This is a genomic window from Acinetobacter sp. A47, from assembly GCF_000805455.1.
GTDB lineage: Bacteria > Pseudomonadota > Gammaproteobacteria > Pseudomonadales > Moraxellaceae > Acinetobacter.
This window is the reverse complement of record NZ_JSUS01000071.1, coordinates 94,046-120,858: the sequence shown is the minus strand read 5'-3', so window position 1 is coordinate 120,858 and position 26,813 is coordinate 94,046. Positions and strand designations below refer to the sequence as shown.

At 41.7% G+C, this 26,813-nt stretch carries 23 protein-coding genes; 21 read left to right on the top strand and 2 right to left on the bottom strand.

Features of this window, described 5'->3' with window-relative positions:
• Positions 1–174 precede the first annotated feature (174 nt).
• Genes rfbB through galE form a run of 15 tightly spaced genes read left to right on the top strand, consistent with a single transcriptional unit; the run spans position 175 to position 16,073 of the window.
• Complete coding sequence (rfbB, locus tag OC23_RS15910) at positions 175–1,233, top strand: dTDP-glucose 4,6-dehydratase (protein ID WP_038345960.1); 1,059 nt, start codon at positions 175–177, stop codon at positions 1,231–1,233.
• Positions 1,233–2,108 carry a glucose-1-phosphate thymidylyltransferase RfbA gene (gene rfbA, locus OC23_RS15905; RefSeq protein WP_038345959.1) on the top strand — a complete coding sequence of 292 codons (876 nt, stop codon included), beginning with the start codon at positions 1,233–1,235 and terminating at the stop codon, positions 2,106–2,108. The genes rfbB and rfbA overlap by 1 nt, the downstream gene beginning before the upstream one ends.
• Positions 2,105–2,965 (top strand): WxcM-like domain-containing protein, encoded by an 861-nt coding sequence (locus tag OC23_RS18910; RefSeq protein WP_081407337.1) that lies wholly within the window; start codon positions 2,105–2,107, stop codon positions 2,963–2,965. The genes rfbA and OC23_RS18910 overlap by 4 nt, the downstream gene beginning before the upstream one ends.
• Complete coding sequence (locus OC23_RS15890; protein WP_038345958.1) at positions 2,962–4,077, top strand: DegT/DnrJ/EryC1/StrS family aminotransferase; 1,116 nt, start codon at positions 2,962–2,964, stop codon at positions 4,075–4,077. The genes OC23_RS18910 and OC23_RS15890 overlap by 4 nt, the downstream gene beginning before the upstream one ends.
• A gap of 1 nt (position 4,078) precedes the next feature.
• Positions 4,079–5,335 carry an O-antigen translocase gene (locus OC23_RS15885; protein WP_038345957.1) on the top strand — a complete coding sequence of 419 codons (1,257 nt, stop codon included), beginning with the start codon at positions 4,079–4,081 and terminating at the stop codon, positions 5,333–5,335.
• Between the two features lie 2 nt (positions 5,336–5,337).
• Positions 5,338–6,177 (top strand): glycosyltransferase family 2 protein, encoded by an 840-nt coding sequence (locus OC23_RS15880; RefSeq protein WP_038345955.1) that lies wholly within the window; start codon positions 5,338–5,340, stop codon positions 6,175–6,177.
• A gap of 38 nt (positions 6,178–6,215) precedes the next feature.
• Entirely contained in the window at positions 6,216–7,319 is a 1,104-nt protein-coding gene (locus OC23_RS15875) for a glycosyltransferase (RefSeq protein WP_038345954.1), read from the top strand.
• A complete protein-coding gene (locus tag OC23_RS15870; protein WP_038345952.1) occupies positions 7,291–8,550 on the top strand; it encodes a hypothetical protein in 1,260 nt (419 codons plus the stop codon). Before OC23_RS15875 ends, OC23_RS15870 begins: the two co-directional genes overlap by 29 nt.
• Positions 8,551–8,576: 26 nt before the next feature.
• Positions 8,577–9,455: a glycosyltransferase family 2 protein gene (locus OC23_RS15865; protein WP_038345950.1), complete on the top strand. Its 879-nt coding sequence runs from the start codon at positions 8,577–8,579 to the stop codon at positions 9,453–9,455.
• Complete coding sequence (locus OC23_RS15860; RefSeq protein ID WP_038345949.1) at positions 9,445–10,620, top strand: glycosyltransferase family 4 protein; 1,176 nt, start codon at positions 9,445–9,447, stop codon at positions 10,618–10,620. Before OC23_RS15865 ends, OC23_RS15860 begins: the two co-directional genes overlap by 11 nt.
• Positions 10,604–11,221, top strand: a complete 618-nt coding sequence (locus tag OC23_RS15855; protein ID WP_038346438.1) for a sugar transferase — start codon at positions 10,604–10,606, stop codon at positions 11,219–11,221. The genes OC23_RS15860 and OC23_RS15855 overlap by 17 nt, the downstream gene beginning before the upstream one ends.
• Positions 11,222–11,232: 11 nt before the next feature.
• Entirely contained in the window at positions 11,233–12,108 is an 876-nt protein-coding gene (gene galU, locus OC23_RS15850) for a UTP--glucose-1-phosphate uridylyltransferase GalU (protein WP_038345948.1), read from the top strand.
• A 20-nt stretch (positions 12,109–12,128) separates the two neighbouring features.
• Complete coding sequence (locus OC23_RS15845) at positions 12,129–13,388, top strand: nucleotide sugar dehydrogenase (RefSeq protein ID WP_038345946.1); 1,260 nt, start codon at positions 12,129–12,131, stop codon at positions 13,386–13,388.
• Between the two features lie 2 nt (positions 13,389–13,390).
• Positions 13,391–15,064 carry a glucose-6-phosphate isomerase gene (gene pgi / locus OC23_RS15840; protein WP_081407336.1) on the top strand — a complete coding sequence of 558 codons (1,674 nt, stop codon included), beginning with the start codon at positions 13,391–13,393 and terminating at the stop codon, positions 15,062–15,064.
• Positions 15,057–16,073: a UDP-glucose 4-epimerase GalE gene (gene galE, locus OC23_RS15835; RefSeq protein WP_038345943.1), complete on the top strand. Its 1,017-nt coding sequence runs from the start codon at positions 15,057–15,059 to the stop codon at positions 16,071–16,073. Before pgi ends, galE begins: the two co-directional genes overlap by 8 nt.
• Positions 16,074–16,127: 54 nt before the next feature.
• Here galE and OC23_RS15830 read toward each other — a convergent pair whose 3' ends face one another.
• Entirely contained in the window at positions 16,128–17,498 is a 1,371-nt protein-coding gene (locus OC23_RS15830) for a phosphomannomutase/phosphoglucomutase (protein ID WP_038346437.1), read from the bottom strand.
• A gap of 382 nt (positions 17,499–17,880) precedes the next feature.
• Here OC23_RS15830 and lldP point away from each other — a divergent pair, with 382 nt between their 5' ends.
• From lldP to dld, 4 genes are all read left to right on the top strand, one after another.
• On the top strand, positions 17,881–19,548 hold the full coding sequence (lldP, locus tag OC23_RS15825; RefSeq protein WP_171194814.1) for an L-lactate permease: 1,668 nt from the start codon (positions 17,881–17,883) through the stop codon (positions 19,546–19,548).
• A gap of 19 nt (positions 19,549–19,567) precedes the next feature.
• Positions 19,568–20,320 carry a transcriptional regulator LldR gene (gene lldR / locus OC23_RS15820; protein ID WP_038345939.1) on the top strand — a complete coding sequence of 251 codons (753 nt, stop codon included), beginning with the start codon at positions 19,568–19,570 and terminating at the stop codon, positions 20,318–20,320.
• Entirely contained in the window at positions 20,317–21,468 is a 1,152-nt protein-coding gene (lldD, locus tag OC23_RS15815) for an FMN-dependent L-lactate dehydrogenase LldD (protein WP_038345937.1), read from the top strand. Before lldR ends, lldD begins: the two co-directional genes overlap by 4 nt.
• Before the next feature lie 294 nt (positions 21,469–21,762).
• On the top strand, positions 21,763–23,469 hold the full coding sequence (dld, locus tag OC23_RS15805) for a D-lactate dehydrogenase (protein WP_038345934.1): 1,707 nt from the start codon (positions 21,763–21,765) through the stop codon (positions 23,467–23,469).
• A 60-nt stretch (positions 23,470–23,529) separates the two neighbouring features.
• Here the strand turns inward: dld and OC23_RS15800 are convergent, their stop codons facing one another.
• Positions 23,530–24,744, bottom strand: a complete 1,215-nt coding sequence (locus OC23_RS15800) for an aromatic amino acid transaminase (RefSeq protein WP_038345932.1) — start codon at positions 24,742–24,744, stop codon at positions 23,530–23,532.
• Positions 24,745–25,195: 451 nt separating this feature from the next.
• Here OC23_RS15800 and OC23_RS15795 point away from each other — a divergent pair, with 451 nt between their 5' ends.
• Positions 25,196–25,906 carry a GntR family transcriptional regulator gene (locus OC23_RS15795; protein WP_038346436.1) on the top strand — a complete coding sequence of 237 codons (711 nt, stop codon included), beginning with the start codon at positions 25,196–25,198 and terminating at the stop codon, positions 25,904–25,906.
• Complete coding sequence (gene prpB, locus OC23_RS15790) at positions 25,899–26,783, top strand: methylisocitrate lyase (RefSeq protein WP_005228322.1); 885 nt, start codon at positions 25,899–25,901, stop codon at positions 26,781–26,783. The genes OC23_RS15795 and prpB overlap by 8 nt, the downstream gene beginning before the upstream one ends.
• The last annotated feature ends 30 nt before the right edge of the window (positions 26,784–26,813 follow it).

Genomic DNA, 26,813 nt, shown 5'->3' with positions numbered 1-26,813 from the left:
TGAATCTTATTTTTTTAGTTATTTCAGTAGGATAGGGTTGTCTTTAAAGGTGAAAATCTAGCTCTTTCCATTACTCTGTCAAAGATACGATAAGATTGTTCAGAAATACTTTAGCTTTTATGCAAAGATATAAAGTTTAGATAGAGTCTACTCAATGCAGTATAGTGGAAAAATATGAAAATATTATTAACAGGCGGTGCTGGATTTATTGGTTCTGCTGTTGTACGTCATATTATAAAAACAACGAAAGATATCGTTTTAAATATAGATAAACTGACCTATGCGGGTAACTTAGAGTCATTAAAAGAAATTGATCAAGATTCACGATATCAGTTCCAGCAAGTTGATATTTGTGATGCATCGAGATTAGAACATATTTTTGAACAGTTCCAACCTGATGCGGTAATGCATCTTGCTGCGGAATCTCATGTTGATCGTTCAATTGATGGTCCGAGCGCATTTATTCAGACAAATATTGTAGGTACGTATACTTTATTAGAAGCAGCACGTAAATACTGGCAAACATTGGATGAAACCAAGAGAAAGAATTTTCGTTTTCATCATATTTCTACAGATGAAGTTTATGGTGATTTGGATGGTACAAAAGATCTATTTACTGAAACAACATCTTACGCACCGAGTTCCCCTTACTCTGCAAGTAAGGCGAGTTCAGATCACTTAGTTCGCGCTTGGCAAAGAACTTATGGTTTACCGACGATTGTGACGAACTGCTCTAATAACTATGGTCCTTATCATTTTCCAGAAAAATTGATCCCATTGGTAATTTTAAATGCTTTGGACGGAAAGAAACTACCAATTTATGGAAAGGGTGATCAAATTCGTGATTGGCTGTTTGTTGAAGATCATGCCCGAGCATTGTATCTGGTCGTTACCCAAGGTAGGGTTGGTGAAACTTACAATATTGGTGGACATAACGAAAAACAAAATATTGAAGTAGTGCAAACCATTTGCAAAATTTTAGATGTATTAAGGCCACAGCCTAAGGCACAATCTTATGCAAGTTTAATTACTTTTGTGAAAGATCGTCCTGGACATGATCTACGTTATGCGATTGATGCTTCAAAAATTGAGCGTGAACTCGGCTGGAAACCTCAGGAGAGCTTTGAAACAGGTATCTATAAAACAGTCGAATGGTATTTAAATAATTTAGAATGGTGTCGTCGTGTGCAAGATGGCAGCTATCAACGTGAAAGATTAGGGGTAAATGTCTAATGTCGACAAAAGGTATTATTCTTGCTGGAGGTTCTGGTACGCGATTATATCCAATTACTAAAGGCGTATCTAAGCAGTTACTTCCTATTTATGATAAACCGATGGTCTACTATCCTTTGTCAGTCTTGATGCTAGCTGGTATTCGTGAAATTTTAATTATCAGTACGCCAGATGATATTGATGGATTTAAGCGTTTACTGGGTGATGGCTCACAATTTGGTATTAATCTGAGCTATGCAATTCAGCCTAGCCCCGATGGTTTGGCTCAAGCTTTTATTATTGGAGAGAAATTTATTGGCACTAGTAATGTATGTTTAGTACTAGGCGATAATATTTTCTATGGTCAAGGCTTTACACCAATGTTACGTCAGGCTGTTGCACGTCAAAAAGGTGCTACCGTCTTTGGATATCAAGTGAAAGATCCAGAACGTTTCGGTGTTGTCGAGTTTGATGAGCAAAAGCGAGCTGTTTCATTGGAGGAAAAACCTAAACATCCGAAATCACATTTTGCGGTCACAGGACTTTACTTCTATGACAATGAAGTAATTGAGATTGCCAAACAAGTTAAACCTTCAGAACGTGGTGAGTTAGAAATTACTACCGTCAATCAAATGTATCTTGAGCGTGGTGATTTAAATGTTGAATTACTTGGACGTGGTTTTGCTTGGTTGGACACGGGTACGCATGAAAGCTTGTTAGAAGCGGCACAATTTGTAGAGACAATTGAAAAACGCCAAGGTTATAAAGTAGCTTGTTTAGAAGAAATTGCTTTTAACAATGGCTGGTTAAGCAAAGAGCAAATTTTAGCAATTGGCCAAAGTATGAATAAAAATGATTATGGTCAATATCTTATGTCTTTGGTGAGTGAAGTATGAAACTGATTGAATGGATTGACTTGCCAAATCTAGGTGATGAGCGTGGTGGCTTGGTTGTTGCTGAGGAAACCAAGAATATTCCTTTTAAAGTCAAGCGCATATATTATATTTTTGATGCAAAGTCAGATATCCCGCGAGGTTTTCATGCCCATAAAGCGCTACATCAGGTTGCATTCTGTATAAAAGGAAAATGCAGGATGGTGATGGATAACGGCACTGAAAAACAAGAAGTATGGATGGATCAAGCCAATAAGGGATTGATGATTCCTCCGCTCGTATGGCATGAGATGCATGATTTTTCTGAGGATTGTGTTTTATTGGTATTGGCAAGTGAACACTACGATGAAAGTGATTATATTCGTAAATATGATGAATTTTTAATTGTTGTAAATCAGCCTTTCATTCATCCGCTAGCTGATGTCCAGTCACAAAATATTGGGCAAAATACAAGAATTTGGCAATATAGCGTTATATTGAAAGAGGCCGTTATTGGTACCGGATGTAATATTTGTGCCCACACTTTAATCGAAAATGATGTGTATATTGGTAATAATGTCACTGTGAAATCAGGTGTTTATATCTGGGACGGTATTACCATAGAGGATAATGTATTTATTGGGCCGTGTGTAGCTTTTACTAATGACAAAAAACCACGCTCTAAACATTACCCTGAGTATTTTGCTAAAACAATTGTAGAACAAGGCGCTAGTATCGGAGCTAATGCGACGATTTTACCTGGTATTCGTATTGGAAGAAATGCATTAATTGGCGCAGGTGCAGTTGTGACGAAAGATGTTCCAGAAAATGCAATTATGGTCGGTAATCCAGCCAAAATTAAAGGTTATGTTGAACAATGATTCCTTTTCTTGATCTCAAAAATATTAATAAACAATATCGTGAAGAGTTGATTAATGCTTGTACGCGTGTAATTGATTCTGGTTGGTATATTGGTGGTACTGAACTTGAGCAATTTGAGCGGAATTTTGCGACATACTGTGGTACACAGTATGCGATTGGCGTTGCAAATGGATTAGACGCGCTTATCTTAACATTGAGGGCATGGAAAGAGCTGGGCAAGTTACAAGAAGGTGATGAAGTTATTGTACCTTCAAATACTTACATTGCCAGTATTTTAGCGATCAGTGCTAATCAGCTTAAACCGATACTTGTTGAGCCAAATCCCGATACTTTTAATCTTGATCCCACGAAAATAGAAGCTGTGATAACAGATAGAACTAAAGTCATTTTACCTGTTCATCTATATGGTCAGCTTGCAGCAATGCCTGAAATTATGGCGATTGCAGAAAAACATAATTTATTGGTACTGGAAGATTCAGCCCAGAGTCATGGGGCAGAAATAAATGGAAAAAAAGCAGGCAACTGGGGGGATGCATCAGGTTTTAGTTTCTATCCTGGTAAGAACTTAGGCGCTTTAGGAGATGCCGGTGCTATCACAACGAACGATAAAGATTTGGCCAATATGCTCAAAGCTTTACGTAACTATGGATCACATGAAAAATATAAAAACTTGGTACAGGGTGTAAATAGCCGTTTAGATGAAATTCAAGCAGCTATGCTTGACATTAAACTTAAATATCTTGATCAAGAAACTGAACACCGTCGTAAAATTGCCAATATCTATTCTTTAGGAATTAATAATCCGTTTATTCAGTTGCCGAGAATAGATGGAAATGTTATTGAAAATCAGCAACACGTCTGGCATTTATTTGTCATTCAGACCTCACATCGTGAAGCCCTGCAAAAATACCTGACGGAGAATGGGATACAAACTCTGATTCACTATCCAATTCCACCTCATAAGCAACAAGCTTATCAGGATTGGAATGATTTAAGTTTTCCAATCTCTGAGCAGATACACACGACTGTACTCAGTTTACCAATAAGCCCTGTATTAAAACTTGAAGATGCACAATATATAGTTAAAATATGTAACGAGTTTAGTCCTTGATATGAATTTGCTAAAAACAAGTGTTTTAAATGGAGTAGCTGTTTTAATTAAAACAGCTACTTTATTTATTTTAAATAAAATTCTAGCACTTTATGTTGGTCCTTCAGGCTATGCGGTAATTGGTCAATTCCAAAATTTTATCCAGATGGTTACGACTTTTTCTGGAAATATGATTAATACTGCGGTTACTAAGTATACAGCGGAATATTATAAGGATGAAAAAAAACAAGAAAATATTTGGCGAAATGCGGGCAGTATAGTTTTTTTATTGAGTATAATTTTTTCATTTTTAATTGTTTTTTTTCAAAAAGAACTTTCATTTTATATATTTCATACAGTTGAATATAAATCTATTTTTACTTGGTTTGCAGTTTTTCTTATATTTTTTAATTTTAATACTCTATTTTTAGCTATATTAAATGGAAAGAAAGAAATATTAAAATTAGTAATTGCTAATATTTCTGGAAGTGTTATTGCATTAATTATTACAAGTACTCTTGCAATAAAATATCATTTATATGGTGCATTACTTGCACTATCGTTATATCAGTCAGTAGCTTTTTTTATAACCCTTTATATTTGTTATAAAACAGATTGGTTTTACTTTTCTAGTTTATTTGGAAAAATTGATAAAGATATTGCAAAGAAATTTTCCTCCTTTGCAATAATGGCTTTAGTAAGTGCTGCTTGTGTACCTCTCTCTCAAATTGTTATAAGAACATATCTGGGACAAAAATTTGGCGTAGATTATGCGGGCTACTGGGAGGCAATGATTCGTTTAAGTGCAGCCTATTTAATGTTAGTTACTACAACATTGGGTGTCTATTACTTGCCAAGACTATCAGAGCTTCAGACTGTAAAAGAAATTAAAACTGAAATTTATTTAGGTTATAAGTTTATTTTCCCATTAGCTGTTATTGGGGGGCTCTGTGTTTATATACTTAGAGATTGGATTATTCTTATATTATTTAGTCAAAAATTTCTACCAATGGCAGATTTATTTTTATGGCAAATGATTGGCGATGCTTTAAAAATTGGTAGTTGGATACTTGCTTACTTAATGTTAAGTAAGGCCATGACCAAACTTTTTGTAATAACAGAGATTATATTTGCGATTACCTCTATAATTCTAACATATATATGCACACATTGGTTTGGTTTTGAAGGTGTTTCTATTGCGCATTTAATAAACTATGCAATATATTGGAGTGTTATGAGTATTTTTGTATTTAAATTTTTGGGAAATAAGGCTATATAAATATGAAGTCAGATATTCAACCTGTCGTTTCAATAGTAATCCCATGTTATAACCATGAACAATATGTGCAATCTTGTATTCGGAGTGTTATCGATCAAACATATAAAAATATTGAACTCATAATTATTGATGATGGTTCAAAAGATAAATCTGTTGAGAAGATACAAATAATGAAGGCTCTCTGTGAGGAAAGATTTAACCGTTTTGAATTTAGAAGCAGACCAAATAAAGGATTAAGTGCTACTTTAAATGAGGCATTAGAATGGTGCCAAGGAGAATTCTTTTCTGTAATTGCTTCAGATGATATTTTATTGCCAGAAAAATTAGAAAAACAAGTTCCAATAATCAAATCAGATGATGCTTGTAAAGGAGTCTTTGGCAATATGATTTTAATTAATGAGATGGGGGAAGAGTGCGGATATGAAGTAAAAGAAGAAAAAAAATACTCTTTCAAAGAGTTATTTAAGTATACCGAATACCTTCCTGCTCCAACACAGCTACTTAGATTACAAGATTTAAAAGATGTGAATGGCTTTAATGATAAATTTCTTATTGAAGACTGGTATATCTTTTTGAAAATATTAGAAAAAGGAGGTTATTGTTCGCATGTTAATCAGTTTTTTACTAAATATAGGACACATGAAGGTAATTTTTCCAAGCAAAATAATTTGATGACTATTGGTCAATTACAAATTGCTGATCATTTTAAATCGCATGCTGGTTATGAAAATTTATTAATTAATATATATATGTCGGCAATTATAAATTTATTTAGATCACAGCCAGGTTTGTTGCTAAAAATATTTTTGAAAAGAATATTTAAAAAAATATGGAAATTTTAATTATATAGTTAACTTGGTATAAAAGTCTTGGTCTAAATATGAAAGTTTTAATTCTTGTTCCTGATCTTGCTATGGGTGGTGTAACTACAATAGTAAAGAATTTAGTAAATCATTTAAAAAAAAGAAACTATCAAGTTGTACTGGTTTCTATTTTTAATAGAGAAAGTAAGTTTTTAGATCATGATATAAAAACTTTAGGTGTTCAAAGTATCTTTGATTTACCCAAAGCAATTTTAAAGTTGCGTAAAATTTTTTTAGATGAGAAACCTGATCTTATCCATAGTCATACTATTTTTAGTCACTTATTAGGTTGCCTTGTAAAAAAGTTTTTTCTTAATAATATAGTTTTAGTTTGTACAGAGCATGGGACTTTGAGTGCAAGTGAATCTAAAACATTATATATGAAAATATTTAAGAAAATTAATAATGTTATGAATTTAATAACTTTTGTAAGCTATGCTAGTTTGAAAAGCTATAAAAAATATAAAATTTTTGATAAGGAAGTTAATAGCCAAGTAATCTATAATGGAATTGATGTAAAAAGATTTCAAAAAAATGATGAAGCAAGAGCAAGAATAAGAAAATTATATTCAATTGACAAAGAGGCCTTGGTTTTTGGCTCATTCGGTCGTTTAGCACCAGAAAAAAATATTGGATTATTTTTGAATGCTCTTGCAAGATTGAAAGAAAATATTTCGTTTAAAGTTTTTTTAATTGGAGATGGTGCTGAAAAAGAAAATATCTTTAAAAAAATTCAAGATTTAAATTTAAAGAATGAATTGATTTACATTCCTTTTACAGAGCATATTGAAGACTATATAAATGCTATAGATGTTTTATGTTTAAGTAGTACCACTGAGGGATTACCTACAGTAATTATAGAAGCTATGAGCTGTGAAAAGATAGTTGTATCTACAAATGTTGGCGGGGTAACTGAGATTCTACCAGAAAATGATCATTTCCTTGTTAATAGTAACGATGAAATAGCTTTAAGTAAACAGCTAGTTAAAGCTTCTCTTTTAAAAAACAATAGTGAAATAGGCAGCTTATACCATAAGATTGCCGTTGAGAGGTTTAGTGTAGAGGTTATGCTTGAACAATGGATTCAGGTATATGAACAATTATGCTTTAAGCATTCGTGAGATAGCTATGTATAGGTGTGCTGTGATAAATAATGGAGTTTTTAAAAACATTGTTTTTTTTATTTTCCTATTTATATTTTTAATTAATATTAAGTTCTTTTTTTCTGATCTACCTGTTTTTTATTTTTTGTCGCCACTCGGCTTAATATTGCTAGGGAAGGATTTTATATTAGGTAAAACTTATACACGAGTGGTTAATTTTTTTCTAATTATTTTTGTGTTTTTTTTAGTTGGATTGATTTCTTTTTTAGTGAATCAGTATAATGATTTTTTCTTTTTTAGAGAATTTTTTATTTATACTCTATTGTCTTTTTTTTATATTAGGTTTTTAATTTATATATATTTTAATTTTTTCCCCTATGAGGGAATAAATAAAATATTTTGGTTAAGTGTTTTTTGTGTTTTTGTACAATTGTGTTTAAGTCTTGCTGCTTTTTTGAGCCCTTCATTTTATAGTTTTTTATTTTCAATATTTGCTGATAATGTATATTTAGATAATGTAGAAAGTTTTGCTAAGATGCGATTAATAGCATTAGGTACTCCTTTTTTTGGGTCAGCTATTTTAAATTGCTTTATTTTAATCATTGCAGCTGAATATTTAATGAAGAATGAGAGGAAATACTCTTTTTTCTTAATGGTTTTAGTTATTATGATGTTGGGGCTTTTCAGTGCTAGAAGTACAATATTTGGAATTGCTTGTTTTTTTGGCTTGATGCTAACTCAGTTTTTTAATAAATCTACTTATAAATATTTTATTTTTGGTGGAGGGGTGTTGTTTTGTGGCTCAATAGCTATTTCATCCTATTTGCAAGACTTAGAAGCCTTAATTAAATTTGGTTTTGGATTTTTAACTGATTTTTCATCTTCACAAGCTTCAGACTCTGTATCTGATTTACAAAGTATGTATGGTGTACTTCCTGATAATATAAAAACTTGGTTGATAGGTGATAGCTTATATCGCGACATAAATACTGGTTTCTATTATAAGAATATTGATGTTGGTTTTTTACGAATTATCTTTGTAAATGGAATAATAGGTTTGCTAGTTTTCTTGTTTATCCACTTTTATGTGCTTTGGGAAATAAATAAAAAATATTTAAGTACTTTAGCTAAGTTATGTTTAGCAGGTATAATTCTTTTGTTAAATGCTAAAGGTGTAACGAATCTTTTGCCATATCTTTTACTTATTTATCTTTTTGCGATTTATGATCCCAATAAGATAAAAGTGTAAACTAGTTTTTATTTGGAAATATTTCTATGATCTCTGTTGGCATACCTTTTTTCAATGCTGAAGCATACCTTGAAGATGCGATTAAATCGGTATTGGCACAGACTTTTCAGGAGTGGGAACTGTTATTGATCGATGATGGTTCATCAGATCGTTCACTAAATATAGCGAAAAAGTTTGAGCGGTTAGATCCAAGAATACGTGTAATTTCTGATGGGTTGAATAAGAAACTTCCAGCCCGGTTGAATGAAATCATCAATGAAGCAAAATTTGGTTTCATTGCTCGTATGGATGCTGATGATTTGATGGATGTTGAGCGACTGGAAAAGCAGTATACTTTTTTAAGCCAAAACCCAGAATATGATTTAGTGACAACAGGTATGTATTCTATCGATCAAGATAACAATGTTCTAGGAAAGAGATTACCTGAAAACCGGATTATGAAAGCAAGTGAGATTCTTGGGGGATTAACGAATTTATTACATGCCTCTATGTTAGCCAAGAAGCAATGGTGCTTGCGCAATCCGTACAGAGAAGATAATGCTTTAGCTGAGGATTATGAACTATGGTTATCAGCTGCTATTAAAAATGACCTAAAATATAGTGTGCTACAAGAGCCGCTTTATTATTATCGTGAAGTGGAAAATGTCAAAAAAGCTAAGATGATTAAAGGTTATAATACCCAGATAGAGGTAATTAATAGATATTATTCAGGGGTTATTTCTAATAGCTTGAAAAATAAAATTGTTTGCAAGTTTGAATTGAAAAAAATGATTGTGAGAATATTTGATCTTTTTAATTTAATGTTTATTTTGCAAAATCGAAGAGTAAATGAAATTACTGATTATGATCAAGTAAGATATAAAGAAAATTTAAATAAAATTTTAAGTGTTAAATATGAAAAATAATAGTGCAAAAATCATTTTAATTGGAAACACAGCTACAAGCTTATTAGGCTTTCGGCTAGATATGATTAAGAAACTGATTAGTCTAGGCTATGAAGTATATACTTTTACCAGTGAATATACTAATCATGATCTGGAGCAGTTGAAAACATTAGGTTGTATTCCTGTTACTTATTCTATGAGTCGTGGAGGTCTAAATCCTTTTGCCGACTTTAAAACGCTTGTTGAGTTAAAACGTAAGATTTCAGAGATACAGCCTGACCTGGTTTTTTCATATTTCACGAAACCCATTATTTATGGTTCTTTGGCTGCAAAACTTAGTCATACGCCAAAAATTATCGGGATGGTAGAAGGCTTGGGAACGCCTTTTACGATTCATAAGCATGGACAAAGTTTAAAAGTAAAATTGGTTCGTTTTATACAGATTACTTTATATAGATTGGTTTTTCCTTTCTTAGATAAAATTATTTTTTTAAATCCGGATGATCCTGTAGATCTGGTTAAGAAAAATAAAATCTGGCATAAAACAAATTCAGTAAATGTGCTAGGACCTATTGGACTTAATTTAGAAGATTATTCCTATACATTATGGGAAGATACAAAGCCAGTTTCATTTATTTTTATTGCAAGGCTATTGGCAGAGAAAGGAATCTATGAATATATAGAAGCTGCTAAAATAGTTAAGCAAAAATATCCCCATGTCACTTTTAAGGTAATTGGTGGGCTGGATAAGGAAAATCCATATGGGTTGACCCAGGCCCAGCTTGATGAGCTGGTGAATTTAAAAATTATAGAATATGCTGGTTTTGTTACAGACGTTGCACAACGTATTCAAAATACAGCTGTTTTTGTATTACCTTCATATTATCGAGAAGGTGTCCCCCGGAGTACACAGGAAGCCATGGCAATAGGAAGGCCTGTAATAACAACAGATGTTCCTGGCTGTAGAGAAACGGTGATAGATGGCGTCAATGGTTTTCTTGTGCCAAAGTGGAATGTTCAAGTATTAGCTGATAAAATGTGCTATTTCATTGAGCATCCTGAACAGGTCAATATAATGGGGCGACAAAGTTACAGGATGGCCCAAGAAAAATTCGATGTAAATAAAGTAAATCAAAAATTATTTGAAATCATGGGTTTAAATGCTGAAAATGAAAAGACTTGTTGATATTGTAGTAGCATCCATTGCAATTCTACTTCTTAGTCCTGTCTTTATTTTTGTTGCTTACAAAGTACGTAAGCATTTAGGTTCGCCTATCTTTTTCTATCAGGACAGACCTGGAAAAGATGGGAAAATATTCAAGATGATTAAATTCCGGTCGATGAAAAATGCACTGGACCCGCATGGTAATCTCTTGCCAGATGAACTGCGGATCACACCTTTTGGTCAAAAATTACGTGCTACAACACTTGATGAAATGCCCCAATTGTTTAATGTCTTAAAAGGGGATATGAGTATTGTAGGGCCACGGCCTCAAATGCCTGAGTTTCTTGAATATTATACACCCGCACAAATGCGCCGACATGAAGTTAAGCCAGGAATGACCGGGCTTGCCCAGGTCAGTGGCCGTAATAATCTGTCATGGGAAGAAAAATTTGCCCTGGATGTAAAGTATGTAGAAGAACATAATACTTTATTAGATTTTAAGATCATGTTAAAAACCGTTGATGTCATGCTGAAGCGGGAAGGCATCAATGCTCCAGATCAAACCGTCGGGGCAAGCCGTTTCACGGGTTCAGATTCACAGTCGAGTTCTATCATCAAGTAAAGATTTTCAATATGATCAAAAAAGCAATTTTACCTGTTGCAGGCTTAGGTACACGTTTTTTACCTGCAAGCAAGTCGATTCCTAAGGAAATGGTGACTGTGGTTGACCGCCCTGCAATTGAATACGTGGTGCGTGAAGCCGTTGAAGCAGGTATTGAACAGATCATTTTGGTCACCCATTCCTCTAAAGCTTCAATTGAAAATTATTTTGATCGTAATTTTGAGCTGGAAACCACACTAGAGCAAAAGAAAAAATTCGACTTGCTGAAAGAAATCACCGATATTCTGCCAAAACATGTCAGCGTGGTGAGTGTGCGTCAGCCACAGCCGTTGGGCCTTGGTCATGCGGTACTCTGTGCCAAAGATATTGTTGGCGATGAAGCCTTTGCGGTGCTGTTACCTGATGTGCTGGTCAAAAACCAGAGTACTGAAAATGACCTGTCCTTGATGATTCAGCGTTTTGGCGCCTCTCAAGCTGCACAAATTATGGTTGAGGCTGTACCTGACCATCTGGTTGACCAATATGGTATCGTGGATGTCGAGGTCTCTCCGAATGAAGGTGAAAGTATCATCATGCAGGGGATTGTGGAAAAGCCTGCGATCGGTACAGCCCCTTCAAATTTATCGGTGGTGGGACGTTATATTCTGCCTGCCCAGATTATGGGGTTGCTGGAAAATACGCCTCGCGGTGCTGGTAATGAAATTCAGCTGACCGATGCAATTGCCACTTTACAGCAGACACAGGCTGTAGAGGCGTATCGCATGAAAGGCCAGACTTTCGATTGCGGTAGCAAGCTGGGCTATCTTAAAGCTGTGTTACATTACGGTATTGAGCATCCAAAACTGGGCGCAGAGTTTAAGGGCCTAATCAAGGAATTGGCCCTGTAATCATTTAGGGCAAGCATGTTATGAAAGTTGCAATCTTTGGTAGTACCTTATATGCAGGCGTCATGTCTGCATTGTTATCTGAAACAGGGCATCTGGTGTATTGGTGCTCTCAGCTCGATACCAAAGCGGATGCTCAGCAATATTCGTTTCATGATGAAAATGTCAGTCATTTACTCGAGAAACAGCTGACCACGGGGTTCCTGCGCTATAGCGATTTGGCAGGTATTCCGCTGGATATTGATGCTTATCTGTTCAGTTTTAACCAGACCCAGGAACAGCAGGTATTCCAGCTGTTAAACTCCCTGAAACAGCGTCCGATCATTCACCCAAAACTGATGATCAATGCCTCGACCTTTGGCTTACGCGGAACGGAAAAGTTCCAGCAGATCTTGTCTGATGATGACTGGGTGTACTTGCCCGATACCATGCAGGAAGGTAATGCCTTACAGAGTCTGACCCAGGCAAAACAGCTGATTGTGGGCTGTACCAATAGTGAAGTCCAGGTCAAGGTCAAAGAGTTGCTCAGACCGTTTTTCCCGCTGGAGCAGCAATATCTGTTTATGCCGATTCTGGATGCCGAGTTTACCAAGCTGAGTATTTCAGGCATGCTGGCGACGCGAATCAGCTATATTAATGATCTGGCTGTGGTGGCGGAAAAACTTGGCATCGATATTGTCTCGGTGAGGCAGGGCATGGCAGCCGATAGCCGTATTGGTTCGGCCTATCTGGCACCCGGCGCCGGTTTTGGAGGAGAGAACTTCTCCCATGATATCTTGACGCTTGCCAATACCGTTGCCAATACCGGCGTGAAAAGCCAGCTACTTGCCCAGGTTTGGGAGATCAACGAGCAACAGAAAGAAATCCTGTTCCGTAAGTTCTGGAATTATTACCACGGCGATTTACAAGCAAAATCCATTGCGATCTGGGGGGCCTCTTTTAAGGAGAATACCTCCAGTATCCAGCATTCCCCGATTCACCAGATGCTTGCTGCCCTATGGGCCCAGGGGGTCACGGTTCATCTGCATGATCCGCAGGCGCTGGATGAAATCGAGATGATGTATGGATCGCGTCCTGATCTGGTACTGCATCATGATCAATATGAGGCGGTGAAAGAGGTACATGGTTTATGTGTCTTAACTGCCTGGAAGCAATACTGGAGTCCGGATTTCAAGCAGTTGCACCAGTTGATGCAACATCCGCTGATTTTAGATGGCCGCAATATTTATGACCCGCACTATGTAAAAACACAAGGATTTGCCTATATGGGAGTGGGGCGTTAATCATGACAAAGCAGATTCATCCTTTTCCTGTTAAACCGCAAACATCGGTTGTAGAACAGCTCTCGGTATTACAACAACAGTTTAAAGACCTGCACCTGACGGGCCTGTTTGCAGCAGATGAGGCACGTTTTAAACGCTTTTCCGTTGAATATGACCAGATTGTTTTCGATTTTAGTAAACATCGTATTGATCAGCAGGTGTTGAGCCGGCTGGTAGAGCTGGCCCAGACTCAAGACCTGCATGGCTGGATGAAACGCCTGTTCTCATGTGATCAGATTAACTACACTGAGCAACGCGCTGCGATGCACTGGGCCTTACGTTTGCCAAAATCCAGTCCAGTGTTACCTGAGGTCAATCAGGCTGTTCAGGAGCAGCTTGAGCAGATGTTTGCACTGGTTGAAAAGATTCATGCCGGGCAGTGCCGTGGGGCCACTGGTGAGGTGATTCAGGATGTGGTCAACATTGGTGTCGGGGGGTCCGATCTTGGTCCGCTCATGGTCACGCATGCACTTTCAGATTTTAAGGTCAAAACCGCGAAGCCTTTAGATATCCATTTTGTTTCAACCATGGATGGCAGCCAGCTGTCCGAGTTATTGCATCAGCTTCGCCCTGAAACCACCTTGTTTATTATTTCCTCCAAGTCCTTTGGCACCATTGACACCCTTTCCAATGCCCAGACCGTGCGCCAATGGTTAGAGAAAGCATTGGGAAGCAGTGAAAAAATCCTGAATAATCATTTTGTCGGGGTATCGACCAAGCCAGACAAAATGAGTGAATGGGGCATTGCACCAGATAAGCAGCTTTTACTCTGGGACTGGGTCGGCGGACGTTATTCACTGTGGTCCTGTATTGGCTTGCCGATTGCTCTGACCGTTGGTGTGGAAGGGTTTAAGCAGTTACTGGCAGGTGCGTATGCCATTGACCAGCATTTCCAGACGGCGCCATTTGAACAGAATATTCCGGTATTGATGGGGCTGTTAGGAGTCTGGAATAATAATTTTCTGGATATCCAGACCCATGCCGTGCTGCCTTATGATGGGCGGCTCAAGTATTTCGCGGCGTATTTACAGCAGCTGGAAATGGAGTCGAACGGAAAATCCATTCAGCGCAATGGTGACAAAGTCAGCTCGGCGACTTGTCCAATCGTTTGGGGCGAAGTAGGTCCTAATGCCCAGCATGCCTTTTACCAGCTGTTACACCAAGGTACGCATTCGGTCAGCTGTGACTTTATTGCCCCGGTCAAACGTTATAACGCCAATCAGTTTACCTATGCAGAAAGTGCAGAAGCACTGGTTGAGCAACATCATCTGGCACTTTCTAACTGTCTGGCCCAATCGCGTTTACTGGCATTTGGTAATCAGGCGTTAGCAGCGGATGAGCTTCAGGGTTTACCTGCCTATAAGCAATATGAAGGCAACCAGCCAAGCTCTACCATTTTACTCAAAGAGCTCAATCCTTATAGTCTCGGTATGCTGATTGCACTGTACGAGCACAAGGTGTTTGTGCAATCGGTGTTGTGGAATATCAATCCTTTTGATCAGTGGGGCGTTGAAAAGGGCAAGGAAATTGCCAATCAACTGTTACCGATTTTAAATCGTGAACAACAGGATTTGTCGGCTTTTGATGCATCGACACAAGGTTTATTGAAAATATTGTTAGGAAAAACAGATGGCTAGAATTTTAGTCACAGGCGGGGCTGGCTATATTGGTTCACATACCTGTTTAGAATTGCTAAATGCAGGGCATGAAGTTGTCGTCTTCGATAATTTATCCAATAGCTCGGAAGAAGCGTTACATCGTGTACAAAAACTGGCGGATAAAACTCTGGTTTTTGTCAAAGGTGATATCCGTCACCCCGATGAACTGGATCAGGTCTTCCAAAACCACCAGATTGATGCCGTGATCCATTTTGCCGGTTTAAAAGCCGTGGGGGAAAGCCAGCAAATTCCACTGGTATATTTTGACAATAATATTGCAGGTAGTGCCCAGTTATTTAAATCAATGGAGAAGGCAGGCGTTTTTACCCTGGTCTTCAGTTCATCGGCCACAGTGTATGATGAGGCGAATCATTCTCCACTCAATGAAACGATGTCAACGGGTATGCCAAGTAATAACTATGGTTATACCAAACTGATTGTTGAACAAATGCTGGAGAAACTTGCCCAGGCAGACGCACGCTGGTCGATTGCCTTACTGCGTTATTTTAATCCTGTCGGTGCGCATCAGAGTGGCCTGATCGGTGAGGACCCGCAAGGTATCCCGAATAACCTCATGCCTTATGTCACCCAGGTAGCCGTCGGGCGTCGCGAGAAGCTGTCGATTTATGGCAATGATTATGACACCATCGACGGTACAGGTGTCCGTGATTACATCCATGTGGTGGATTTGGCCAATGCACACCTGTGTGCCTTAAATAATCGTCTGGCTGCACAAGGCTGCCGTGCCTGGAACATTGGCACCGGTCATGGTTCATCGGTTCTCGAGGTGAAAAATACATTTGAACAGGTAAATGGCGTAGCGATTGCTTTTGAATTTGCTCCGCGCCGTGCAGGGGATGTGGCAACGTCATTTGCTGATAATCGCCGTGCAATCAATGAACTCGACTGGCAACCCCAATATACGCTGAAAGATATGCTGGCAGACAGCTGGAACTGGCAAAAGCAAAATCCAAATGGTTTTAACTGAGTTTGGTTGTCATAAAAAAAGGAGCATAAAGCTCCTTTTTTTATTTGGACTAAATTAGCCCTGAATCAATGCGGTTAATTCATCGACATAGTGCTGCATCGGTTGCGGATTTTTGTCTGCACGGCTTTCAATATTCAAGCGCAGTAATGGTTCTGTATTCGATGCACGGACATTCAGGCGCCAAGCACCAAAATCCAGACTCACGCCATCGGTACGGTCTACTTGCGGGTTTTGCACAGCATAGTGATCAAAGATTTTTTGTACGGTTGCCTGTGTATCTGCCACCTTAAAGTTGATTTCACCGCTACACGGGAATTTGGCAATCATGTTCTCAACCAGTGTGGACAGTGATTGGCCTGTTTCTGACAGTAGTGCAATGGTCAGTAGCCACGGAATCATCCCGCTATCGCAATACGCAAAATCACGGAAATAATGGTGCGCACTCATTTCGCCGCCGTACACCGCGTTGTGTTCACGCATCACATCCTTAATGAAGGCATGGCCCGATTTCGACTGTACCGCGACACCTTGATACTGGTCGACGATATCAAAGGTATTCCAGACCAGACGTGGATCATGCACGATTTTCTCACCGGATTGCTTGATCAGGAAGGCCTGAGCCAGTAAACCGACAATGTAATAGCCTTCGATAAACTGGCCTTTTTCATCAAACAGGAAGCAGCGGTCAAAGTCGCCATCCCAGGCAATGCCCAGATCGGCCTGATGTTGCAGTACAGCATCACGGGTGCTGTCACGGTTTTCGATCAGGATCGGGTTGGGAATGCCATTCGGGAAGGTGCCATCTGCGTCATGGTGGATCTTGATAAATTCAACCGGTACTTCCAGTTGCTGGAATTTTTGTTCAATCGCATCAATCACATGGCCTGCTGCACCATTGCCGGCATTCACCACCAGTTTAAGCGGCTTAATTTTTTTCGGGTCAATATAAGTGAGCAGATGTTCAACGAACTCCGACAGGATATTGTAGTTTTGAGTCGTCCCTTTTTGGGCAACTTCAGTGAACTGACCGGATTCGGCCAGGGCCTGAATGTCTTTCAGCCCAGTCTCGGCACTGATGGGACGTGCATTTTCACGTACCAGTTTCATGCCGTTATAATCCATCGGGTTATGGCTGGCAGTGACTTCAATCCCGCCCTGGACATCGAGATGGAAAGCAGCAAAATATACTTCTTCCGTGCCGGTCATGCCGAGATCCAGCACATCGACACCCGCATCATTCAAGCCACGAATGGTCGCCTGTTTTAAGCCTTCGCTACTTAAACGGATATCACAACCGATCACCACGGTTTTGGGTTGATAGATCTGTCCATAGGCACGGCCAATGTTATAGGCAATCTCTTCATTGAGTTCGGTACCGAGTTTGCCGCGAATATCGTAGGCTTTAAAGCAAGTCAGTTGAGTCATATTGTTCAATTCATAGTGATGTGATTTGAGTTGTGAACACATTATACAGATATCATCTGAAAGTCCTATTTCCCGTTGTGAAAGGCAGCGCTGAAAGCAACGGTTACAGGATGAGAGAGTACCAGCAGAAATTTTTATCCGACTTTAGTCGTAGGCCGGCCCAAGCAAGTGATACAAAAGGATTGATTTGTTTTTAATTATTATTGGTCATACCAATTTGATGGTGTTGTACAGGGTTGCTGCTTTTAATTCAGATAATTAAGATGCATGAAGGTTGCAAACAGAGATGGTTTGTCTGTTTATTTAATATTGGTCATACCAATTAAGCAAGATTTGTTCAATATCGAAGTGAAAACAAAATGACGCCCAGCATTTCAAGGAGATGAGAATGCTAAATGTGTGGCAACAAATTTATGATCCTTTCAATAACATCTGGCTATCCAGTGCAGTGGCGCTGATTCCGATTATTTTCTTTTTTCTGGCTTTGGCGGTCTTTCGTTTAAAAGGCAGTGTGGCGGGAACCTGTACCGTCATCATTGCCATGCTGGTTGCTTTATTCTTTTATCAAATGCCTGCTGAAATGGCCTTTGCTTCGGTGATTTATGGCTTTTTTTACGGTTTATGGCCAATTTCCTGGATTATTATCGGTGCGGTATTTCTGTATAAGATTTCTGTCAAAACCGGACAGTTCGATATCATCCGCTCCAGTATTTTATCGATTACCGAAGATCAGCGCTTACAGATGCTGCTGGTCGGTTTTGCCTTTGGGACCTTTTTAGAAGGTGCAGCAGGTTTTGGTGCGCCTGTTGCGATTACCGCAGCATTATTGGTCGGACTCGGTTTTAAACCGCTTTATGCGGCTGGGTTGTGTCTGATTGTGAATACTGCGCCTGTGGCCTTTGGTGCCATGGGCATTCCGATTATTGTGGCAGGGCAGGTCTCGGGGGTAGAGACCATGGAAATCAGCCAGATGGTCGGTCGTCAGTTGCCGTTTCTGGTTATTATCGTGCTGTTCTGGATCATGGCAATCATGGACGGCTGGCGCGGGGTAAAAGAGACCTGGCCGGCAGTGCTGGTAGGGGGAAGTGCCTTCGCCATTGCACAATACCTGACCTCAAATTTTCTGGGGCCTGAATTACCGGATATTACGGCCTCGATTGCTTCACTGGTCAGCCTGACCTTATTGTTCCGCGTCTGGAAGCCAAAGCATATTTTCCGTTTTGAAGGTGTCAAGCCACAACCGGCAAGCTTGGCAGAAGGTACGCCACCACGCTATAGCATGGCGCAGATTGCCAAGGCATGGTCGCCGTTTATGATTTTAACCGTGATGGTGACTATCTGGAGTATTCAGCCATTTAAGGCCTTGTTTGCCAAAGATGGGGCATTGGCAGGCTGGATCGTGAAAATCGAAGTGCCATATCTGCATAAGCTGGTGGAAAAAATGGCGCCGATTGTGCCTGACACTACGGCCTATGAAGCGATTTATAAATTTGACTGGTTCTCTGCCACAGGGACCGCGATTTTCATTGCCGCCCTCATCACCATCATTTTCCTGAAAATGAAAACCGGTGAGGCGGTCAGTACCTTTGCTGAAACCTTGAATGAATTAAAAACCCCGATTTATTCGATTGGTATGGTGTTGGCCTTTGCCTTTATTGCCAACTATTCTGGCCTGTCTGCAACGCTGGCTTTGGCGTTATCGCATACTGGGCATGCCTTTACATTCTTCTCGCCGTTTTTGGGCTGGCTGGGTGTCTTCCTGACGGGTTCGGATACTTCATCCAATGCGCTGTTTTCAGCCTTGCAAGCGACCACGGCCCAGCAAATCGGGATTCCGGAAGTGTTGCTGGTGGCGGCCAATACCAGTGGTGGGGTAACCGGCAAGATGATTTCACCGCAATCGATTGCAATTGCCTGTGCCGCCGTAGGGCTGGTGGGGAAAGAGTCGGACCTGTTCCGTTTCACGGTAAAACATAGCATCATATTTACGGTCTTTGTTGGCATCATCGTTACGGTGCAGGCTTATCTGCTGCCGTGGATGATTCCATAACTCGAGTAAAGGGAACGTGATGAGAATCTCCGATCAAGTGGTCATGAAATTACAGGCGCTCATTGAGCAGCGCCAGATGCAACAAGGTGATCGTTTGCCCGCCGAGCGCCAGCTTGCAGCCAGTCTGGGGGTGTCTCGTCCGTCCTTGCGTGAAGCGATCCAGCAGTTGAATAGTCAGGGCGTGCTCAGTAGCCGCCGTGGGGATGGTACTTATATCCAGCAGTTACCGGAACAGTGGTCACAACAGTTGATTGTGAATCCGATCAGTAACCTGATTGAAGAAGACCCGTTGTACCGTTTTGATGTGCAAGAAGCCCGTTTGTTACTGGAAGGGGGAACGGCGTGGTATGCGGCATTGCGCTCAACCGCTGAAGATCGCGCCAAAATCCATCATTATTTTGACGAGATCAGTCGCCATCAAAACGCCGGTGATTCGGCTCGGGCAGCTGTGGCTGATGCCGAATTTCATCTGGCGATTGCCGAGGCCTCGCACAATATCGTGCTGATCCAGATGATGCGCAGCCTGTTTGACTTGCTGCAATACAATGTCTTGCTGGGACGCAAGAAAGTTTATAACGATCCTGTCAATGGTGACTTGCTCAGTGAGCAGCATTTTCAGGTGATGGATGCGATTGATCGTAAAGATCCCGAAGCTGCACGCCAGGCGGTGTGTGGTCATATCGAATTTGTGATTAATCATGTACGTGCTCTGGATGAAGATGAAGCTCGCCAGAAACGTGCAACACGTTTAACAAGAGTGGACTCTAAATGATTATTTCTTCTGGCAATGATTATCGTGCTGCGGCACAGCGCCGGTTACCGCCATTTTTATTTCACTATATCGATGGGGGCGCCTATTCTGAATATACCTTGAAACGCAATGTACAGGACCTGTCCGAGATTGCCTTGCGCCAGCGGGTGCTGAATGACATGTCGGCACTCAGTCTGGAAACCAGACTGTTTAATGAAACCCTGTCCATGCCTGTGGCTTTGGCCCCTGTCGGTTTGACCGGTATGTATGCACGTCGTGGTGAAGTGCAAGCGGCGGTGGCAGCGGATAAAAAAGGTATTCCATTTACCTTGTCGACGGTGTCGGTCTGTCCGATCGAAGAAGTGGCGCCTGCAATCAAGCGCCCGATGTGGTTCCAGCTGTATGTATTGCGTGACCGTGGCTTTATGCGCAATGCGCTGGAACGTGCCAAGGCAGCAGGTTGTTCAACACTGGTGTTTACTGTAGATATGCCGGTGCCGGGTGCACGTTATCGTGATGCGCATTCTGGTATGAGTGGTCCCAATGCGGCGATGCGCCGTTATCTGCAATCAGTGTTGCATCCGCATTGGGCCTGGAATGTCGGCATGTGTGGCCGTCCGCATGACTTGGGCAATATCTCCACATATCTGGGCAAACCGACCGGGCTTGAAGATTATATCGGCTGGTTGGGGTCTAACTTTGATCCGTCGATTTCCTGGAAAGATCTGGAATGGATTCGCGAGTTCTGGGATGGCCCGATGGTGATCAAGGGCATTTTAGACCCAGAAGATGCCAAGGATGCGGTGCGTTTTGGGGCAGATGGCATTGTGGTCTCCAATCATGGTGGCCGTCAGCTGGATGGGGTGATGTCTTCTGCACGGGCTTTACCTGCGATTGCGGATGCAGTCAAAGGAGAGCTGGCGATTCTGGCAGACTCTGGTATTCGCAACGGTCTGGATGTGGTGCGCATGCTGGCGTTGGGCGCAGATACGGTATTACTGGGGCGTGCCTTTGTGTATGCCTTGGCGGCAGCTGGTGGGCAAGGGGTGTCCAACTTGCTGGATTTGATTGATAAGGAAATGCGGGTGGCAATGACGTTGACGGGTGCCAAGTCGATTCAGGAGATTAATGCAGATTGTTTGGTACAAGCCATTAAACAAGATTTTTAAGAATTATTTCTAAGTTTAGTGGTAGGCACAGCCGCCAAGTTTGGTGACATGCTTATGTCTGAGGTATAGGCCTTTGTCACTTTTGAAAGGTCAAAAGTAACCAAAAACCTTTTGTTGAGCAAACCGTACTTCCTTGTACGGTTGCTCAACAGGCGGCATCCTTGCCGCCAACCGCGATAGCAAATAAAGGGCTGATTCAAATTGAAGAATGAGCTACTCAAATGATAAATGACAAACAGTAAGACTCCGTCGTGTTGGTCTAGTTTTATAAATGGATAATTCAAAGGAGCCATCATGCAAACATTTTCTCCTCAAGCAGTGATCGAACGCTTACAAAATATAGTAGGGCGATCTTATGTTTTGACCGATGACCAAGACACGCGTCAGTACCGTCAAGGCCGTCGTTTTGGTGAGGGGAAAGTGCTTGCAGTCGTTGTACCAGGGACCTTGCTGGAACAGTGGCAGGTGCTGCAGGCAGCGATTGCAGCGGACTGTATTGTGATTATGCAAGCGGCCAATACGGGACTCACTGGTGGTTCAACGCCGTATGGCGATGATTATGATCGTCCTGTATTGGTGATGAGTACCCGCCGTTTAAAAGGCATTCAGGTCATCCATGACGGCAAGCAGGTGATCTGTTTACCGGGCGCGACTCTGGACAATCTGGAGCAACTGCTGAAAGGCTATGACCGTGAACCGCATTCGGTGATCGGCTCTTCCTGCATCGGTGCTTCGGTACTGGGAGGGGTCTGTAATAACTCTGGCGGTGCCTTGGTTCGTCGTGGCCCTGCCTATACCGAACTGGCACTATATGCACAGGTCAATGCCCAAGGTCAGCTGGAACTGGTGAATCATCTGGGGGTGAACTTGGGTTCAACTCCGGAAGAGATCCTGACCCGTTTAGAGCAGCAGCGCTATCAGGTGACAGATATTTTAGACGATCCCGATAAACAGGCATCCGATCAGCGTTATGCCCATGATGTCTCTCAAGTCGATGCCGATAGTCCGGCACGTTTTAATGCCGATCCTTCACGTCTGTTTGAAGCCTCAGGTTCGGCAGGCAAAGTCTGTGTATTTGCGGTGCGTCTGGATACCTATGAAAAGGTAGAGAGCAGTGTTTTTTATATTGGCACAAATGATGCCGATGATCTGACCGCCATCCGCCGTTATTTACTCACGGCATTGCCAAGCTTGCCGATTGCAGGGGAATACCTTCACCGGGATGCCTATCATATTGGTGAGAAATACGGTAAGGATACCTTCCTGTTTATCGAGAAATTTGGCACCGCCAATGTACCCAAAGCCTTTGCATTCAAGGATAAGATCGATGGCTTTTTAGAAAAATTCAAGATCAAGGGCCTGACCGATCATATTCTACAGGCGATCACGTCCTTGTTACCGGGTCATTTACCCAAACGGATGACGGAATATCGCGATCGTTATGAGCATCACTTGATGTTACGCGTTGAAAATAATTGCAAGGCCCAGACCGGGCAATTTTTACAGGACTATTTTGCGGTGCATTCATCAGGCAGTTTTTTTCTGTGCGATGCAGAGGAAGGGCGTAAAGCCTTTTTGCATCGTTTTGCAGTGGCTGGTGCAGCGATTCGTTATCGTGATACTCATCGGGACGAGGTTGAAGATATTGTGGCGCTAGATATTGCCTTACGTCGTAATGATCGTGAATGGGTCGAGCAGCTGCCTGCAGAGATGGAACAGCAGATGATTCATAAGCTGTATTATGGGCATTTTTTCTGTCATGTGTTCCATCAGGACTATATCCTGAAAAAGGGCAATGACCCTTTGGCGATGGAACATCAGATGTGGAAATTACTCGATGCCCGCCGTGCGGAATATCCTGCCGAGCATAATGTCGGGCATCTGTATATTGCCAAGCCTGCCTTGGCCAGTTTTTACCAGCAGCTTGATCCGAATAACTGTTTCAATGTCGGGATTGGCCACACCTCTAAATTGAAGTATTGGGGCAAGGCCAAGTCCTGAAGTGCAATCAAACCAGCCATAAAAAAAGGCGCTTGAAGCGCCTTTTTTAGATGTGACAACTTAAGCGGTTGCAGCAGATTTTGCCAAGACTTCAGCCATGGCGTTGGCAACCTTGTACACATTGTTCATGTTCAGACCAGCCACACAGATACGGCCACTGCGTACCAGGTAGATGGCATATTCTTCACGTAGAATATCCACTTGCTCAGCGGTTAAACCGGTGTAGCTGAACATGCCTTTTTGGTTGACCAGGTAGCTAAAGTCACGGTCAGGCAGGGCTTTCGTCAACTCATCCTTCAAGATGCTACGCATTTTGATAATACGTTCACGCATCTCTTTGACTTCACCTTGCCATTGCTGGTTAAGTTCAGCGTCATTTAACACTTCATCAACCAACCAGGCACCTGTTGTAGGAGGGCTAGAGTAGATACGACGTACAGTTGCTTTCAACTGGCCGAAGGTGCACTGAGCAGCTGTTGCATCGTCACATACGAAGGTCAAACCACCAACACGCTCACCGTAAAGTGAGAAAATTTTAGAGAACGAGTTGCTGACAATGAAGTTCAGACCGGCTTGGTCTAGGGCACGGATGGCATACGCATCCTGTTCCATACCATCGCCAAAACCTTGATAGGCGATGTCAAGGAACGGAATCAGGTTACGTTCTTTTAATACCACAATCACTTGATCCCATTGTGCCGGGTTCAAGTCAGCACCGGTTGGGTTATGGCAGCATGGGTGCAATAACACGATGCTTTGTTCTGGCAAGGTTTTTAAGGTCGACAACATCCCGTCAAAATCTACACCACGCGTTTCTGCATCGAAATACGGGTAGAAATGAGTCTTGATGCCAGCGCCATTGAAGATGGCAACGTGGTTATCCCAGGTTGGCTGGCTCACCCAAACGTCAGAATTCGGGAAATAAGCTTTTAAGAAGTCCGCACCGACTTTTAAGGCACCTGAACCACCAAGTGTTTGAATCGTCACAGCACGGCCAGCTTTAACGGCTGGGCTATTTGCACCAAACAATAACGCTTGAATCGCATCACGATAAGGCTTGAAACCTTCCATTGGTAAATAAAGCTTGGTTTGCGTGTTTTTAGGGGCAATACGTTTTTGCGCTTCAATAATGGTATCAAGCTGAGGAACGATACTGTCTTCGTTATAGTACAAACCAATACTGAGGTTTACCTTTTCAGCACGCGAATCAGCATTGAACTGTTCCATGAGTGAAAGGATCGGATCGCCTGCATAAGGTGGGATATGTTGAAACATTAAAATGTCCTTTTCTTCAACAAAGTGCATGGATGTCTGGGGAGGCTGGCGCTTCAGGCGCGGAACCTTTGATGCCCAATAATGTATCAATAAAGACTGCTTGAAGCACGCTGTTATTTACATTTTGGTGCAGTATTTACTGACAAAACTGGTCGGGATGATTCAATTATAAGGATTGTCTACAATCAGGCTGTCCGACCATGGTCGTAGCCTGACCTTGCAGCCATCAGGACACCGGTTAGCACGGAGCATCAAACCCTGCCGAACTTTCTTTATAAGCATTTGTTTTACATTTGTTTATAGCAATTTTTATCGCCCTGCAGATAACTGGCCGGATGATTGTTCAGCGGCAGGACTGAAAGATACAGTCGTTTTTATTGTCGACAATCCTATTGCATTTTTTCTGAGACCCCGTTATAAAATCATCAAAACTGTAGAGATTGTCGACAATATGCAAGATACCCTGGTTCCTCAAGCCCTCAGCACCAGTCAGGGAGTGACCCTGACGGAACACGTATTCAAGCAAATCCAGTCGGCAATTGTGTTGGGACAGATCCCTGCGGGCAGCAAGATTTCAGAACCTGAACTGGCCCGTATTTATGGCATCAGCCGGGGCCCGTTACGTGAAGCCATTCACCGTCTGGAAGGGCAGAAACTGGTGGAACGAACCGCCCATGTCGGTGCGCGTGTTGTGTCACTGTCACTGCAACAGTTTCAGGAGCTCTATCAAATCCGTGCATCATTAGAAGGTCTGGCCTGTAAACTGGCCGCGCAGCATATTGACAAGAAACAGATTCTGGCCCTGCGGGATGTATTGCGCATGCATGCCGAGGATGAAAATTTTAAAGCCGGTAAAGGCTACTATCTGCAAGAAGGTCAGGATGACTTCCATTACTGCATTATCAAAAGCAGTGGCAACAAAACCCTCGAAAAAATGTTATGTGATGAGCTGTATCACCTCATCCGTATGTACCGTATCCAGTTTTCCAATACCCCGGATCGTCCGGGCAAGGCCTGGGAAGAACATATCCGCATATTAGATGCGATTGCTGAAGGTGACGGTGAACTGGCTGAAATGCTGATGCATCGTCACATCAATGCATCCTACAAAATTGTTGAGCAGACATTGCTGCAAAATCAAGGAGAACAACAACATGGCTAAACAGTCAGCTGGTCAGCTATTCCGCGACGCGGTCGCAAATGAAAAACCATTACAGGTGGTGGGTGCGATCAATGCCAACCATGCGTTATTGGCAAAGCGTGCAGGCTACAAGGCGATCTATTTGTCGGGCGGTGGTGTTGCCGCAGGCTCTTTGGGCTTGCCAGATCTGGGCATCAGTAACCTTGATGATGTGCTGACCGATGTACGCCGTATTACCGATGTCTGTGACCTGCCGTTACTGGTCGATGTCGACACCGGTTTCGGTGCTTCTGCCTTTAATATCGCACGGACCACCAAGTCGATGATCAAGTTTGGTGCTGCTGCCATGCATATCGAAGACCAGGTGGGTGCCAAGCGTTGCGGTCACCGTCCGAATAAAGCCATCGTCACCCAGCAAGAAATGGTCGATCGTATTAAAGCCGCAGTTGATGCCCGTACCGATGACAGTTTTGTGATCATGGCACGTACCGATGCGCTTGCAGTTGAAGGCTTGCAGGCTGCGATTGACCGTGCCGGGGCGTATATCGAAGCGGGTGCAGACATGCTGTTCCCGGAAGCGATTACTGAATTGGCGATGTATAAGCAGTTTGCAAATGCCACCAAAGTGCCTGTTTTAGCCAATATCACCGAATTTGGCTCAACCCCATTATTTACCACGGACGAGCTGGCTTCTGCCGATGTCAGCATTGCGCTGTATCCACTTTCAGCCTTCCGTGCCATGAACAAGGCCGCAGAAAATGTTTATGAGACGTTGCGTAAAGAAGGCACGCAAAAAAATGTGGTCGATACCATGCAAACCCGCCAAGAATTGTATGAACGCATTAATTACCATGCATTTGAACAATATCTTGATGGAACTTTTGCGAAGAATAAATAATTTCGCCCCCTCCTAACCTCCCCCAGAGGG